A 16,951-nucleotide genomic window follows, 5' to 3' on the forward strand; every position below is an offset into this window, starting at 1 on the left:
GCGTTGACGAGTCATCGCACTCCATGTGGACTGCTGCGACTTGTCGCAGCTTTCTTGCTCGGCAACCAAGCGTCTTCGGCCTATACCAAGGGACGGCGTCGAACGCTCTTACGGCCAACAAAACAGGAGATAGCGATCGCACCAGAACTTTTGCTCGGTGGGCTAACCAATACCCACCCAACAGCCCGACAAAGCGATGACGAGTCATCGCACTCCATGTGGACTGCTGCGACTCGTCGCAGCTTTCTTGCTCGGCAACCAAGCGTCTTCGGCCTATACCGAGTGACGTCACCAAACGCTCTTACGGCCAACAGTACAGGAGACTGCGGTCGCACCAGAACTTTTGCTCGGTGGGCTAACCAATACCCACCCAACAGCCCGACAAAGCGATGACGAGTCATCGCACTCCATGTGGACTGCTGCGACTTGTCGCAGCTTTCTTGCTCGGCAACCAAGCGTCTTCGGCCTATACCAAGGGACGGCGTCGAACGCTCTTACGGCCAACAACACAGGAGACTGCGGTCGCACCAGAACTTTTGCTCGGTGGGCTAGCCATTACGCACCCAGCAGCCCGACAAAGCGATGACGAGTCATCGCACTCCACAGAATCTGCTCCGATCATCGCACTCCATGTCGACGTTTTATGGACTCATAGCTGCTTGAATTTCATCGCGGAACTTAGCGTAAGCAGTGCTCGTTGGTGCACTTTGTAAAGCTCGATCCATTTCGAGCAGCGCCTCCTCGAAATGGTCTGTCTCGAAGAGTACTCGTGCCAACGCGTAACTCACACGATGCTCCATCGGTGCGGCTACAGCGGCTGCATGCAGGGCCTGCAATTGCCATTCGACATCTCCCAGTTGCTCGGCCGCCCAAGCAATCGCTTGCCAGTCCCGCAGACCTTTTGCTTGAGCGTCCACCGCATCTTTATCTATGGTTTGTAGGATTTTGAGATGATAGTCTGACTGATTGGAGCCAGTGATACTCTTGGCCATGTAGACGCGCAGCAAATCGTCTGGCGGCAAGATCTCGATCAACTGCTCGATGTCCAGGTAGCTATCCAAGAAGTTGATGGCTCGGCTGCGTGCCACAGCGCTCACGGGAAGTAGTTCTCGATAGATTTCTAGTCCCGCACGCGTCTCACCAATCAATAACGCGTGGGAGCCGACTGCCTGAAGGATTCGTGGGCTGGCGCGACAGGTGAGGATGAGACGGGCATAGGTCTCGAGTCTTTCCTCTCGATCCAACAATCCCAGATCGCTGCGGAGCTTGCCCCAGGCAACTCTCCAATCAAACAAACAAGCGCCATCGGCGTGTTGCATCCCCATTTGGCTTCGTCGCAGTAACTCCAAGGAATCCGACTGAGACTCTTCCAGGAAACGGCGCAGCTGCGATTGCTCGTCTGAAGGGGTATTGATAAATACGGTGGAAAAGAACTCGGGCCTTGAAAGCGATGCGCGCATACGCTCGGTCAAATCATCCGCCCAGGCGTCAGAATCCTCGATGCGCCGTTGAGCGATCGCCTGCTTCATGCGTGACAATTGGAGTGCGACTTCCGGAAAATCGTCTGGCAATAACGTATAGCTCCATTCTAGATCCTCACTAGCCGCTAACTGTCCACTATCGATCTGACGCACTTGTCGCGAAATCCTTTCAGCCTCCGCAAAGTTCGAAAGTGGTTCGGCACCATTAACAATGGCAATTGCGATCAGTGTCACGCTGGGGATTAGGCAACACAGTACTTTCCGAGCCGAAGGTATGGCCACCGCAGAATCCTTTCGACTGCTTCGCTTGGAATGGGAACCTCCCTCGGGCCGTTGGCTACGCGAAGGCCTCCGACTTTTCCCACCATTGTTTTGACGTGAGGAAGTACGTTTCGTAGAAGAGGATTTTTCGGAAGGCAGGTCTGACGAGACTCCCAAATAGGAGCCTACCAACGCAGCTAATGGGAGAAAGATCGCAGGTAAAATTAAACTAAAATCGACCAGTTCATGGAGCCCCACGGCCAGCACGGCAAAAAGTGCCGCTAAGCGGGCGGCTTTGCCTGCAGAACTCTTGGGCACGCGATTGAGAAGGCGCCACAGCAACCATCCGCCGCCGACCAGACCAGCCACCAATCCTGGTAATCCCAAATTCGACAGGAGCTCTACGTAGATGTTTTCAGCATGGTAGAACCATACGAATTGAGGGGCAAGGTATGCCGGTAGGATGGCAAAATGAAAGGTCCCCAATCCACTCCCCAGCAACCAACTCTGTGGTTGCGTTAAAGCCATTTCCCACAGTTCCAGCCGTGCATTGTCTAGGCGGTACGCCTCTTGGGATACCGTATCAAGACGCTGGCCAATAACATCATCTAGCTGAAACATCGACAGAAACGCGCCACAGCCGAGAACTAGCAATAGCACGGACAAGCTCCCCGTCACATTCGTTTGCTTGCCGAACGAGAAAATTGCAAATGTGGTAATCAAGGCGGCTAAGCAGGAAAGTACGCCACCGCGACTGTTCGCCGTCAGAATGCCCGCTAGGAGCACGACCATCGCGATCAGGCTGGCAAAGGAGAAGGGATCAGCACTGGTGAAGAATTCCTCAACGCTCCTCTTCACCTTGGCCACGGGATTCACCGACGGATAACTTAACTGGTAGCGGCTGTCGACCAATGACGCTTGCCTACTGCGGTACAGGATTAGGACGCCCCCGGCTGCGCCCAGGGAACAGGCAAGGAACTGAGGAGCTGAATTGCGACTAATAAACGTCGCAAAGGAAGTGAAGGACATGTCAGGCAAAAGAGTCCAATCACCGGCAGCCAGAGCTTGGTAGACCCCGAGCGCTGCGTTGCAGCAGCCGACGGCGGCGAGTGTCGACAGCAACACAGTGATGCTGAGTTTGTCGCGAAACAGGATCAAGCACGAAACAAGCATGCTCAACGCCAATGCCAAGACGCATGCGGATGCACGGGTCTGTAAGGGGTGGATGCTGATCGTATGGGCATAGCCACTCGACGGACTCGAGACGGCATTGTTCACTTCGACCTCTGGAGACTGTGCATCTGCAGGGGTGTGGGGAAGCATTTCCGCTGGCTCACTCTCAGCCTCCGCAGCAACCTCAGCTGGCCCCCCATCGGATTCACTTAGCTCACTGGCCAGAGCCTGGATCCTAGTTTCCAGCGCAGGAGTTGCCGAGAGCTGGCGCCAAATTGTCGTCGGCAGCGGAATGCACTGGAGCAGCGCCAGCAGAAGCAAACATCCAATACTCCACACCAACGGATTGTTGACTTCGATTCGCTTCCCAATTGCCACTATGGTCGCCAAGGCCAGGATGCCAACCAGAGCTGGCACTAGCCAAACCTGTGCACTCCAATCGGCCATTCCATACGGCCAGGGGCAACTGATGATCAGTGCTAATACCAAGAATCGGCCTAGCCAGGCCGGCACGTCACTCCACGAGGCCCCGCGAGGCGCCCGCTGCTCTTGGGAACGTGAATGCCCGGCAGAAGTTCGTGCGTTCTTACCATGAGAGGAAGAAGGAGTATTGGGCTGAGCCGGATCAATTGCCATTGATGATTCTTGGAATTGGAAATGGGGCGTGGGAGGCTGAAAGTCGCTCTCTCCGCGCAAATTGCGGAGGTTTGCAGTGCACTAAAGCTGCCGATTCAAGTTGGTTTGAAGCGTCCCAGGGGGCTGCACAGCGCAGCGTCCTGGCATGGTAGGCGAAACGCTGGTCCCGAAGCGGCACCCGTTAGAGTTGTGAGGCTACCGAGCAGGCACCGCTGAGGTGGCAGGCGTTGTAAGGAGTATAGCTTGTGTCCATCGGCCCGCTCCCTTAACCAAATTGTCCCCAAGCGGCTTTTGCTAGCAATTCCCCCACCTACTAATAGGAATTGCAGGAGCGACCGCTTTGACCAATAGGACGGGAATAAACGGGAGAATTGTTCAACTCGATACAGGTTAACACTCGATCTAAGCACTACACCTGCTGTTCGAGAGATGCGCCTATTGTCCGGGTGCAGTTGTGAGCAGGTTCCAATCGATCGAACGACTGACTGAACTCGGGGGGAACGACAAGATGTCGCCAATCTGGAACGCATTTCGCGGGCTAAGCAGCCCTGGAGCATCGCAAGTAAGTGCGTTGGCCAAACTGCCGAAACGAACCGCTCTGATCGCAGCGCTTGCTCTAGCTAGCCTGTGCACGCCGGGGTGTTCTGTATTTCAAAATGGATACAGTGCGATGACCCGCAATGGGGCTTGGAACGATACCGTGGTGGGATTGCGTAATCGCAACCTCTCGTCCAAGGCTTGGCACAAGCGTAAGCAGCATTTTTGCCGTGAGAAATACACCAAGGATTTTTGCAATGGCTTCCGGGCAGGCTTCGAAGCGGTAGCAACCGGCTCCGATGGCTGCACCCCGGCCTTTCCTCCCTCGGAGTATTGGGGATGGCAATATCAGTCGGCCGATGGCCAAGCGCGTTCCGCGGCTTGGTTTGCAGGTTATCCGCATGGAGCACGAGCTGCCGAAGAGGATGGCGTTGCCTTCTGGAATCAAGTTCCGATGTCAGCGGGAATGCAAGCGGAGTATCAAAACGCCGGTGTGTTGACTCACGAAGGGGCGCTGTACCCGATTCCTGATTCCTCCAATTCGCTTGGTGGAAATCCGCTGACGATCCCCATGATGGACGGTTCCTCCATGCCCCTCGACTCATTCAATCAAATGAATGCCGAGGAGATCGCACCTCAGGTGAACCCACTCGGTTCTCCACTGCCCTTCGGTGGTCCAGTTCCACTGCAACCCTAAACCAAGTTGACCAACACAGTCGTCTCCGACACGGACGTCAGAGGCGGACACCGTCTGGCTGCAGCTACTACAGGATGTCGTAGCAGCGCCATTGCCTACAGAGTTTTGATTCCGACATTGACCAGAAAAGGCATCGTGCCATGAACCGTTCGAAGACACTCGTAAATCGACTGAGTACCGTACGGCCGAACAGGGTAAGCCGAAACGCGTGCTCGGCCGCTATCCTGTTCGCCTTTGCGATCGCCTGCTCTGGCTGTACCGCTTTGACGCAACCGATCGACGGCATCCCCTCAGACCGGCTCCCCAACCAGTTTTTTACTGGGGAAAAGAATGACCTAGTCCCTATCGACATCAGCTTGCTGGCTCAGGAGATTCCAAGGAATTATACCCTCGGTTCCGGTGACGTCTTGGGAATTACCGTCGACAAGATTCTGCCACTGTACGCCCCGGGCGAAATCCCTGAGCCACCTCCGGTGCACTTTCCCGAAGCGGAAGATACCCTCCCACCTTCGACCGGTTTCCCAATCACCGTGTTGGAAGATGGCACCATTTCGTTGCCATTGCTCGAACCACTGAAGGTCGAGGGACTGACTACGGACCAAACGCGAGACTTGATTCGCCAGTCCTATGTCAGTGAACAGATCCTGCTGGAGGACAAAGGGAAGGTCAGCCCCGTGGTGACCATTATCAAGAAGCGACAAGTCCCCGTCATCGTCATTCGACAAGACCAAGGTTCAGGTAGTCAGAGCTATCTCCTTCAACAAAACCGCAGTGGTCGCGGGGTTGCCGGATCGGATTACAGTGCTCAAGGAACAGTGGTCAAGCTCAACGCATTTGAGAATGACATCCTGCACGCCCTGACCGAAACCGGTGGTCTGCCCGGTGTAACTGCCAAGAACGAAATTAAGATTCTACGCAGCAAGGCTGAGGATAAAGCCGCACGACGAGCATTCATGATGCAGTACCAACAAATACTGGCCATGCATACCGATCCCTGCAGCTGTCCAGCTCCAATGCCCGATGATCCGACCGTCTTGCGAATTCCGCTGCGATTGCCACCAGGAGCTTGGCCAAACCTAAAACCTGAAGATGTGATCCTACAAGAAGGCGATATTGTCCTCATCGAATCGCGTGAGAATGAGTTCTTCTACACCGGTGGATTGCTACCCGGTGGACAATGGCCGATTCCTCGAGATTATGACCTCGATGCCCTGGGTGCGATGGCCATGGCAGGCTCAGGTGTTTCGAGCATTTCACAACGCTCTGGATCGTCCAGCTTGGTGGGGGGAGCACAAGTAGTCCCACCTGGCCGCCTGTACATCCTGCGGAAAACTCCTTGCAACGGTCAGATTGCCATCGAGGTTGATTTGTCGAAGGCGGTGAACAACCCAGGCTTGCGACCGATTATCCAACCTGGCGACACATTGATCCTGCAATACAAGCCTGGCGAAGAAGCGATCAACTTCGGCATCGGAGCATTCTTCACCTACGGTATCCGAGAGTTGTTTAACTAGGCCCTGAAGGCTAGACATCGCAAATTCATTCCGAACGCCGTACAACCTACTGTTGTACGGCGTTTTTCTATTTGCAACACTGGCCCCTTTTAGGGTAGCCCGTGCACAAACAGACTAACCTATTGAAGAGTGGGGCAACTGGATGGGGCATTCTCAACGCAGCGGTTGGATGCAACGCACACCAAGCCCGCTCCCCCTCCGCACTCTGATTAGCCTACCATCAAGAATTGAGCTCCCATGCAGCAAGTTGCAGTAGTCGTCGGCACCCGGCCTGAAGCGATCAAGATGGCTCCGATTTATCGCGAGCTCAGCCGCTCCTCGATTCTCCAGCCGATCTTGCTCTCCACCGGTCAGCATCGTGAAATGCTGAAACAGGCGTTGGACGTATTCAATCTGACCCCCGATTTCGATTTGGGATTGATGAAGCCGAACCAATCTCTCGCGCAATTGACTTCGCAGACCCTGTCAGCAGTATCGCAGTTCCTGCAGCAAAACCCGATGGACGCGGTGCTTGTCCAAGGAGACACGACCAGCGTTCTAGGGTCGGCGCTGGCTGCCACATTTGCCAAAATCCCCATCGGGCATGTCGAAGCGGGACTGCGCACGTACGATATGGAACACCCCTTTCCAGAAGAAATCAATCGACGATTGGTATCGCCATTGGCACGCTGGTCTTTTGTCCCAACTCAGCTGAATCGCCAGAATCTCTTGCAGGAGAAGATCGATCCGGCAGGGATCCATGTGACTGGCAACTCTGTCATCGATGCATTGCTGTGGACCCGTGAATCACTGGCTTCGCAGACGCAATCGGTCCAAGAACGGGCCGTTCAACTCGGTTTGCCCCCCGAGTTTTCCAGCGAGTTCCTGGAATCCGAAACAGGCCGCTTTATCCTGGTTACTGGACATCGACGCGAATCTTTCGGAAGCGGATTCGAGTCCATCTGCAGAGGTTTACTGGAAATTGCGAGAAGATTTAGCGATGTAGGGATTGTCTATCCAGTGCACCTGAATCCGCAGGTGCAAGAACCGGTGAAGCGTCTGCTTCGGGGAAATCCTCAGATTGCCTTGATCCAACCGGTTAGCTACCAAGATTTCATCTGGCTCATGGATCGAAGCTACTTTTTACTAAGCGATTCGGGGGGCGTGCAGGAGGAGGCGCCTAGCCTAGGCAAACCAGTGCTGGTGATGCGTTCGACAACCGAACGGCCAGAAGGTGTGGAAGCCGGGACTTGTAGATTGGTTGGAACCGACCAACATGTCATGGTGAGCGAAGCTGCCCGATTGCTGGAAGACCGGGAGGAATACCTCCAACGCTCCGCCCTTAAGAATCCGTATGGTGACGGCACCGCCGCACAATGCATCCGAAGAATCTTGGAAGAAGATTTGCAAAAGGCAAGCTAACGGGACTGGGCTAGATACCCTGAACATCCTCACAACCGTTAAATATTGCAGAAGAACACGTTGAGACCGCCCAAAGCGGTTATCGCGATGCTCGCCAAAATGCAACTCGGTCCTATAATTGGGAACTCTTCGTCTTCCGTCGTTGCTCCAGCTGCGCGGTGTTCGCCCAAAGCTTCCATTTTAACAAGAGTTCCCATGTCTGACGTCGCAATGGACCAGCCCCGGACAAACGGTCAATTAGCAATACCAGGAGCCCCTGAGGCAGCCCCTCAAGAGGGTAGCAGCTTTGATATTGTGCAAATCCTGTGGCGTTGGAAATGGCTTCCAATCCTCGGCTCTATCGTTGGAGCCTGTCTCGGATTCCTCTACTTTTCGAGGCAGCCGGCAACCTACGAGGCCGCTGCGCTGGTTCAGGTCGTCAGCTCGACTCCAACACAAACACGCATGGATTTTTACGATCCTCGCGGAAGCGCGATCACTCGAGTAGACGAATCGATGGTCATCCGTAGCCAGACCGTTCTTCGCCGCGCAGTCCAGCTAGGCCGCCTCACCGAACAGAGCGAATTCCTAGGCATGCAGACAGATGAAGTCGTAGCGACTTTAATGGATGAAGAATCACCTTTAATTATTGAGCCAGCGGACAAGGACGACAGCACCACTCTGATTGAAATCAGCTACATCTCGCAAGATGCGGAAGTCGCGGCCAAAGTTGTGTCGGCCATCGTCGACGGCTACGAAGGATACTTGGCTGAAGAATACAAGACAGTTGGCATCGAAATTGAGCAGCTGATCTCAGGTGCACGCGACCAACTATCCAATCGACTCAAACAACTCACTCAACAGACGCATGATTTCATGCTGCGAGCCCCTGAGGTGATCTGGACAGGCGATGAAGCCACTGATCCCTATTCGGTCAATTTCCTGAAGCTCAATTCAAAGATTACTGAGCTGCGGGTAGAGCGAGGAAGGCTTGAATCGGTCTACTCCCAAGCCCTCAAGGCGATTGAATCGGGGAGATCCCCTGAGACGATCATGATGCTGCTAACTCAGTTGAACAACGCTAGCCTAACGGCCTTGGATTCGACCTACAGTCAATTGCTGCAAATCGATGACAATGATTTGAAGAATCGCCTAAATTCAAAATCAGCACAAATTGAACAACAAATTCTGTTCCCGTTACAAGTCGAAGAACGCGTTCTGCTCGACTCCGTGGGAGCCGGTCACCCCAGTGTCGGGATCGTGCAGAAAAAGGTCGAGTCGGTCAAACGCCAGATTGCCGAACTGCGCGAGAGCGAGCAACAGGTCGACAGCGAAATGGACAGAATGAAACTAGAAATGCAAACACGTACTGGTGCTCGGATTCGTTCCATGGAGGAGCGATTGACTGCTGGTACCGATATGTTGGCTGAGCAAATTGCAGCTCTGCAACTTGAAGAAGAACATCTCCAGCGTGATGCCGCCGAGGAAAAGAAGAAATCGCGAGAATTGCAAATCATGCTTGGTGAGGATCGGGTCATCAAGGCCGAATTGGAAGCAGTCAACACCTTGCTGGCTGGGTATACCGAAAAGCTTCAAGAAATCAGTCTTATGCCGAAGGTAGGCCAGCGAACGCTCAAACGGTTGAACATGCCGAGCATTGGCTGGTTTTACGGCCCCACCCTGCCTAAGTACCTGCTGGGTGGCGCGGCGGTTGGTTTCGTCCTCCTATCTGGCTTGGCCGTGCTGATGGATCTAGCCGATCGCAGCTACCGCAATCCAAGTGAAATTGCGACAGACCTGGGTGTCACCGTCTTGGGACACATTCCGGTCATGAATATTTCCAAGGTGAAGAAGAGCGTCGAGGCAGTGGATCCCTCAATCTGTGCAATCCACCACAGCAAGGGGCGAGTGGCGGAAGCCTACCGTTCGGTACGTACCGGGCTGTTCTTCAGCAACAATGGCAAAGCTCTGAAGGTCTTGCAGGTCACTAGCCCCGTACCTGGAGACGGTAAATCAACCCTGGCTTGCAATATTGCGGTAACCATGGCACAGTCGGGACGGCGAGTCCTCCTGATCGATGCCGACTTGCGGCGGCCACGCGTTGCCAAGATCTTTGGTATCGATAGCGATGTTGGAGTCGCAGCCGTAGTTGGTGGCAAGTGCGAGATTGAAGATGGAATTCATGTTGGCCCGGTTGCAAACCTTTCCATCATGCCTGGTGGCAAGCGTCCAGCCAATCCTGCTGAAATTCTCAGCAGCCAACGCTTTAAGAATATGGTGGATGTCTTGCGAGACAAGTTCGACATGATCGTGATTGACACGCCACCACTCTTGGCAGTCAGCGACCCAGGTGCCGTTGCGGGCATCGTCGATGGCGTCTTGATGACCATGCGACTGCGTCGAAATGTGAAACCACTAGCAGTACGAGCCAAGAGTATTCTGGAAAGTGTCGGTGCCAACCTTCTGGGAGTGGTTATTAACGGCGTCTCCTCGGAAGCCGGCTACGGTTACAACTATGACTACAACGATTACCGCTACGCCTACAAGTATGGAAGCAATTATCGTTCCGGCTACGGCTATCGCTATGGGTACGGCAACTACCGCTACGGCTACACGGAAGACGCAGATACGAATGATCTGTCAACGGCCGACAAAGAAGGCTAGTCGATGCAAGGTCACTAGGCTGGCAGAGGAAAAGGTGTCCGACACCTTTTCCCGCCGTCTATAGCGGCAACCACCTCTCCTTGCTCACTTGGCAAGTTACTATTTTAGCTTGCCGGTAAGCAAGGCCGGATCAGCCAGTTACTGCTGCAGTTCGATTCGTGGTGCGATTTCAGCATGAAAATTGGAACTGCAACCTATTCCACAATCCGTCGCGCGTCGGATTGTGGATTCTGCGTCAAGGCCAGGAAGTGCTTCTCCGAACAAGAGCTTACTCCGCGGGATACCACTTCATCGCTATCCGCTGGTGCCTCCCCTTGAGGTCAGCCTCCCCCTGAGGTCAGCCTTCCCCTTTACTCCGGCTTCAGGTCCAGCTCGAGAACACGTTGCACCAATGGCTCCTATCCCCTTGAAGATGATGTTTTGCCAGTTGGAGCCTGGGGCCCAGCAACCTTGAGCGAGTTGTGGGATTCTACTTACGCTGCGATTGCTGCATCGCCCCTTTGGTCACCGTTTAGATGCTGCGTTAAGCCCCTATTTGCCTCGATTCCATTGACTCGGCAGCTGCTCCCTGTCATCGCGTCAAAGCAATGAGAGGTTCCCTGAAATGAGCCCTTCATCCGAAAGAACCACCTGTCACTCCATTCCCACTTGTTCAACTAGTCGCTACATCTTAACAGGCAATTCCTGTGATTCATGCGGGGAGTCTCCATGGGAACACCCCAAAAGCGTTGAAGAAACTAAGCTCAGATGAGTAAACGACCTGCCCGTCGCATTTGCGTAACATTCAGTAGGCACTACTCTCATCTCCCGACGTTCCACAGAGTCGCTTGCAATGGGGTCACCCACGGGAACGAAGTGCGCGCCCGTGGAATTATGGTTTCAGAATCGGTGGCCCACCTTGTGAGATACACTCGTTCAGAAGATAAACGGATGATTCGCCCTCGGACAAGACCAGTCTAGAGACTCGGCGATGTCCAGCTCCGGGGGACATCGTGCGGCAGCAGCTAGCCCAAGTTCAATGCACCGATAAATCTGTCGATTTTTATCGCATCACATCGCTTCCTCCCGACACTCCAGCTTCCAACTACGCAGTAGAGAATTATTGCCATGCAATTCAAAAGTGAACCGGTCCTTGCCATTCTGGGACTTGGCTATGTCGGCTTGCCCCTGGCCGTCGAATTTGGAAAGCACTTCAAGACCATCGGTTTTGACATTGATCCCAGTCGTATTCAAGAGCTGACAGAGGGAGTCGACCGGACCCGGGAAACGACACAGGCGGAGCTGGCTGAGAGTACAAACTTAACGCTCTCAAGCGACGTCGAGGCGCTACGCAGCGCCGATGTGTACATCGTCACCGTTCCGACGCCAATCGATGACCATAAGCAGCCTGATTTAACGCCTTTGCTGCGTGCCAGCGCGATGCTAGGTAAAGTCGTCGAGGCGGGTAACGTCGTGATCTACGAGTCGACCGTTTACCCAGGTGCAACCGAAGAGGATTGCATTCCAGTCATCGAAGCAGAATCCGGACTCACTTACAATCGCGACTTTTTCGCGGGATACAGTCCAGAGCGAATCAATCCAGGTGACAAAGAACATCGCTTGACCACGATTATGAAAGTCACCTCGGGCTCGAATCCTGAAGTCGCCGATTTCGTGGATTCACTCTACCGTACGATCATCACCGCAGGGACTCACAAGGCGAGCTCGATTCGAGTGGCTGAAGCTGCCAAAGTCATTGAGAACACCCAACGCGACCTGAATATCGCTTTGGTGAATGAGCTCGCACTAATTTTCAATCGCATGGGCATTGATACGCTCGATGTCTTGGAAGCAGCTGGCACCAAATGGAATTTTCTTCCCTTTCGGCCGGGGCTTGTCGGAGGTCACTGCATCGGAGTCGATCCCTACTACCTGACTCACAAGGCACAGGAGATTGGCTATTCCCCAGAGGTCATATTGGCCGGCCGACGGATCAACGATGGAATGGGCGAGTACGTTGTTTCCCGCGTCGTGAAGAGCATGCTGAAACGTCGCATCCATATCGAAGATGCCAATGTATTGATCATGGGATTAACGTTCAAGGAGAACTGTCCCGACCTGCGCAATACACGCGTGGTTGATCTCGTACGAGAGTTTCGAGACTATGGCGCTAATGTGGATGTCTACGATCCCTGGGTAGATGGCCAAGCCGCAGAACACGAGTATGGCATCACGCCCATCGAAACGCCGCCTGCCGGAAAATACGATGCTATTGTGCTTGCGGTTGCTCATCGCGAATTCTGTGAGATGGGGGTTGAACGCATCCGCCAGCTTGGACGCCGAGACTCAGTGCTGTATGACCTGAAATCGATCTTACCTCGCGAAGGCGTTGACGGTCGCCTGTAGAAGCAGAGTCAACACGTGGCCAAGTCTCTCCGAGACGCGTTGCTAGTACCTAGCAGTGTCTAAGTACGTGGATCGTCAGTGCCGGCTAAATGTAAAAGCAATGCCAGCTACAGTCCCTCAATTCCAATCCTTGAACAATTCATGAATCTCTACGCACAAGCCAAATCCGATCTACAAAATGCGCCAAGGCGTTGGTTGATTACTGGAGTAGCAGGTTTCATTGGCTCCCACCTTCTGGAAACGCTGCTTAAGCTCGACCAGACCGTCGTCGGATTGGACAATTTCTCGACTGGCTACCGCCATAATCTGGAGGAGGTCCGGAACAGTGTCTCACCTCAACAGTGGACACGATTTCAGTTCATCGAAGGGGACATTCGTCAGTCTGAAACTTGCGTAAAGGCAGTTGAGGGGATCGATTTCGTTCTCCATCAAGCGGCTTTGGGATCGGTTCCGCGTTCCATCGCAGACCCAATTTTGACCAATGAAAACAACGTTTCCGGTTTCCTCAATATGCTGGTAGCCGCCCGCGATGCAGGGGTGCAGCGGTTCACTTATGCGGCGTCGAGCTCCACTTACGGAGACCATGCGGCGTTACCTAAAGTAGAGGAGGCAATTGGCAATCCACTCTCGCCTTATGCGGTAACCAAGTATGTCAATGAACTCTACGCGGATGTTTTTGCGCGTTGCTATGGTTTCAGTACCGTAGGTCTCAGATATTTCAACGTATTTGGGCCTCGGCAAGATCCCAATGGCGCCTATGCTGCCGTGATCCCCAAATGGATTGCCGCGATCTTAGCCGGTGAAAGCGTCAAGATTAACGGCGACGGCGAAACAAGTCGGGACTTCTGCTTTGTTGACAATGCCGTTCAAGCCAACATTCTTTCGACCGTTCACGATCAATCCTCTAACGCTGCCATATACAACGTGGCGGTCGGCGACCGAACCACTCTCAATCAGCTTCACTTAGAAATATCTGCAGCTCTCACGAAACTGCAAGGCTCACTACCTGCGAGCGAGAAGATGCATTTAGATTTTCGGGCTGGAGATGTTCGGCATTCCCAAGCTTCGATTGAGAAAATCTCGGAATGCTTGGGCTACGCCCCCACCCATACCGTGGCCGAAGGTTTAGTTCCCACCTGCCAGTGGTTTATTTCGCGGTCAGGGTAAGTTCCAGCAAATCACTGGACGCCCCCCTTATTTGTGCAGCTGTTGACTGCAACGTTCAATCACACGTACGGATCTATTCGATGCAATTCATTGACCTCAAGACTCAGTATTTGAAGCTGAAAGAAGAAATCGACACGCGAATCCATCAAGTCCTGGATCATGGCCGATTCATTATGGGGCCTGAAATCGGAGAAGTGGAAGAACAGCTTGCTGAATATGTAGGCTGCAAACATTGCTTAACAGTCTCTAGCGGCACCAGCAGTCTGGAGATTGCACTACGAGCCCTCGACATTGGCCCCGGCGACGAAGTCATTACAGTCCCATTCACGTGGATTAGTTCAGCCGAAGTAGTCCTGCTGGTGGGTGCAGTGCCAGTTTTCGTGGACATCGACCCGAAAACCTACAATATCGATGTCTCCCAAATCGAGGCCAAGATTACTGACCGGACCAAAGCAATTCTCCCGGTCAGCCTATTCGGACAGATGCCCGACTACTCTGCGATCAATGAGATTGCCCAGCGACATCAGTTGGCGGTCATCGAGGACGGCGCCCAGAGTTTCGGCGCAACACGCGACGGGCAACGCAGCTGCGGAGTGACTCCCATTGCAAGCACCAGCTTCTTTCCAGCCAAACCTTTAGGTTGTTTCGGAGACGGTGGAGCATTGTTTACCGACGACGACTCCTTGGCAACACGGATGAAGGCCATTCGTACCCACGGCGGTATACAACGACACCATCATCCCTATGTCGGAACCAACGGTCGCTTTGACACGTTGCAGGCGGCTGTGCTACTGGCCAAGCTGCCTTCGTTTCAGTGGGAGGTAGAGCAGCGTGGGAAAATCGGCGCTCGCTATAGTGCGCTACTCTCCGATGTCTGTGAAGTCCCACACATCGAAGCGGGCAATACTCATGTGTATGCGCAGTATACGATCCGGCTCAACAACCGAGATGAAGTAGCTGCCCACCTGAAAGCAGATGGTATCCCATCCGCGGTCTACTATCCGAAGTGCCTCCATGAACAACCGGTATTCGAACCCTTCGGATCAAAACTAGGCGATTTCCCTGAGTCAGAGAAAGCCTCCCGCGAAGTCCTAAGCTTACCGATGCACCCGTTTTTGAGCGAACAGGACCAAGACAAGGTAGTTGCATCAGTGGCTAACGCAGTTGCAAAAGGTGCCAGTTAACTTAGGCGACCGATCTCTATGTCAACTTGCCTCTTACAGCATCCAGCAGGGATTCCCTCGTATTGGGTGCTTCCGACCTGGCTCGCTCTGGATGCAACCGAACCGCAGCGGCACACCAGCAGGCCAAGCTCGCGGTTAGCCAGAATCGGTCGCTTTTCAGCCTTGCCGACGCCCTCAATCCCCGTTTTATCTAAGTAAGCAGAACTAATATCATGGCAGTTTGTGATGTTGCGCTAGTTGGCGCTGGCTATTGGGGCAAAAACCTCGCGCGTAATTTCAATGGATTGGGAGTACTGCATACCCTATGCGACGCTAGCGAGAAGACCTTAGCATCCTATGGAGAAGAGTACTCCAGTGTCGAGCGTCAGAATTCATTCGATGCGGTGCTCTGCAACCCTCAGATCAAGAAAGTGGCGTTTGCAACCCCCGCACCAACGCACTTCAAACTAGCCAAAGCAGCCTTGCTGGCCGGCAAGGATGTCTATGTTGAAAAGCCACTGTGCCTGTGCGCTAGAGAAGCACAAGAGCTGATCGATTTAGCCGCTAAGGCAGAACGCATCCTGATGGTAGGACATCTCCTGCAGTACCATCCATGCGTCGAAAAGTTGACGGCCATGGTCCGGGCTGGAGAGCTTGGAAAGCTGTTTTACATTACCTCCAATCGTCTAAATTTGGGAAAGATCCGGCAAGAGGAGAATTCACTCTGGAGTTTTGCTCCACACGACATATCTGTCATCCTTGGATTGGCCGGTGCGGTCCCCAGTTCAGTCGTGTGCCACGGAGAGTCGTACCTAACCCACGGAGTGGCCGATACGACACTGACTCAGCTAAAATTTGGCAGCGGACTCCGCGCTCACGTTCATGTAAGTTGGTTGAACCCATTCAAAGAACAAAAGTTGACCGTCGTCGGCTCGGAAGGAATGGCTGTCTTTGACGACACTCGACCATGGATTGAAAAACTCGTGGTGTATCGCAATTACTTGACGTGGACAGACGGAAATTTCCCTTCTGTCAACAAAAGGGATGCTGAACCCGTAGTTGTCGAGCAATCAGAGCCACTTAAGAATGAGTGTCAGCACTTCATTTCCTCCTGCGACGCGCGGTCGCTTCCGCGAACGGACGGCGCGGAAGGGTTGCGAGTACTGGAGGTTTTAAACGCTGCACAGCAGAGTTTGGAGAGTGAGGGGACTGCAATCCAACTGCAACCTGCGACTCCGGCATTAAGCTTCTTCGCGCACCCAACCGCAATCATTGATCCTCGCGCATCGATTGGCGAAGGAACAAAGATTTGGCATTTCTCCCATGTAAGCGATGACGCTGAATTGGGTAACAACTGCAACTTGGGGCAGAATGTTTTCATTGCTTCCGATGTCACCGTGGGGAGTAATGTCAAGATACAGAACAACGTTTCGGTGTACAAAGGTACCACGATCGAAGACGATGTTTTTCTGGGTCCCTCTTGCGTGCTAACCAATGTTTCCAATCCGCGATGCGAAATCAACCGCAAGAGCGTGTACGAGAAGACGCGTCTTCGACGCGGAGCTACCATTGGCGCGAATGCAACTATTGTGTGCGGAGTTACGGTGGGACGTTTTGCGTTTGTTGCCGCTGGCGCCGTGGTCACGAAAGACATTCCTGATTATGGATATGTCCGCGGCATACCGGCCAAACAGGTTGGCTGGATGAGCCGGCACGGTCATCCACTGCAATTCAGTGCCGATGGCCAGGCTGTCTGTCCAGAGTCTGAGCTGAAGTACCGATTAGAACGGGATCCGCAAGGAGGAGAGACGGTGCGTTGCGAAGACATCTCGGAGGAAACGGAGATTCCACCCGCTCTATCCGTTGGAACCAAAGCCTATCGAGAATATTGAT

At 53.6% G+C, this 16,951-nt stretch carries 9 protein-coding genes; 8 read left to right on the forward strand and 1 reads right to left on the reverse strand.

Annotation, left to right across the window (positions count from 1 at the left end; all coding sequences use genetic code 11):
- Nucleotides 1–641: 641 nt before the first annotated feature.
- On the reverse strand, nt 642–3,551 hold the full coding sequence (locus Q31a_RS20385) for an O-antigen ligase family protein (RefSeq protein WP_145082023.1): 2,910 nt from the start codon (nt 3,549–3,551) through the stop codon (nt 642–644).
- Between the two features lie 670 nt (nt 3,552–4,221).
- On the opposite strand from Q31a_RS20385, the gene Q31a_RS20390 reads away from it, so the two are divergent.
- The 8 genes from Q31a_RS20390 (at nt 4,222) to Q31a_RS31280 (ending at nt 16,950) form a co-directional block, all read left to right on the forward strand.
- Nucleotides 4,222–4,785 (forward strand): hypothetical protein, encoded by a 564-nt coding sequence (locus tag Q31a_RS20390; protein ID WP_145082025.1) that lies wholly within the window; start codon nt 4,222–4,224, stop codon nt 4,783–4,785.
- Between the two features lie 140 nt (nt 4,786–4,925).
- Nucleotides 4,926–6,299: a polysaccharide biosynthesis/export family protein gene (locus tag Q31a_RS20395; RefSeq protein WP_145082027.1), complete on the forward strand. Its 1,374-nt coding sequence runs from the start codon at nt 4,926–4,928 to the stop codon at nt 6,297–6,299.
- A 237-nt stretch (nt 6,300–6,536) separates the two neighbouring features.
- Nucleotides 6,537–7,700 carry a non-hydrolyzing UDP-N-acetylglucosamine 2-epimerase gene (gene wecB / locus Q31a_RS20400; protein WP_145082029.1) on the forward strand — a complete coding sequence of 388 codons (1,164 nt, stop codon included), beginning with the start codon at nt 6,537–6,539 and terminating at the stop codon, nt 7,698–7,700.
- Between the two features lie 195 nt (nt 7,701–7,895).
- Nucleotides 7,896–10,343 carry a polysaccharide biosynthesis tyrosine autokinase gene (locus Q31a_RS20405; protein WP_197355434.1) on the forward strand — a complete coding sequence of 816 codons (2,448 nt, stop codon included), beginning with the start codon at nt 7,896–7,898 and terminating at the stop codon, nt 10,341–10,343.
- Nucleotides 10,344–11,450: 1,107 nt separating this feature from the next.
- Nucleotides 11,451–12,728 (forward strand): Vi polysaccharide biosynthesis UDP-N-acetylglucosamine C-6 dehydrogenase TviB, encoded by a 1,278-nt coding sequence (tviB, locus tag Q31a_RS20410; protein WP_145082034.1) that lies wholly within the window; start codon nt 11,451–11,453, stop codon nt 12,726–12,728.
- Between the two features lie 141 nt (nt 12,729–12,869).
- Nucleotides 12,870–13,895, forward strand: coding sequence for an NAD-dependent epimerase/dehydratase family protein (locus tag Q31a_RS20415; protein ID WP_145082036.1), 1,026 nt, complete (start codon nt 12,870–12,872; stop codon nt 13,893–13,895).
- An 80-nt stretch (nt 13,896–13,975) separates the two neighbouring features.
- A complete protein-coding gene (locus tag Q31a_RS20420) occupies nt 13,976–15,079 on the forward strand; it encodes a DegT/DnrJ/EryC1/StrS family aminotransferase (protein ID WP_145082038.1) in 1,104 nt (367 codons plus the stop codon).
- A 212-nt stretch (nt 15,080–15,291) separates the two neighbouring features.
- Nucleotides 15,292–16,950, forward strand: coding sequence for a Gfo/Idh/MocA family oxidoreductase (locus Q31a_RS31280; RefSeq protein WP_145082040.1), 1,659 nt, complete (start codon nt 15,292–15,294; stop codon nt 16,948–16,950).
- Nucleotide 16,951 lies beyond the last annotated feature (1 nt).

This window comes from Aureliella helgolandensis (assembly GCF_007752135.1).
Classification (GTDB): Bacteria; Planctomycetota; Planctomycetia; order Pirellulales; family Pirellulaceae; genus Aureliella; species Aureliella helgolandensis.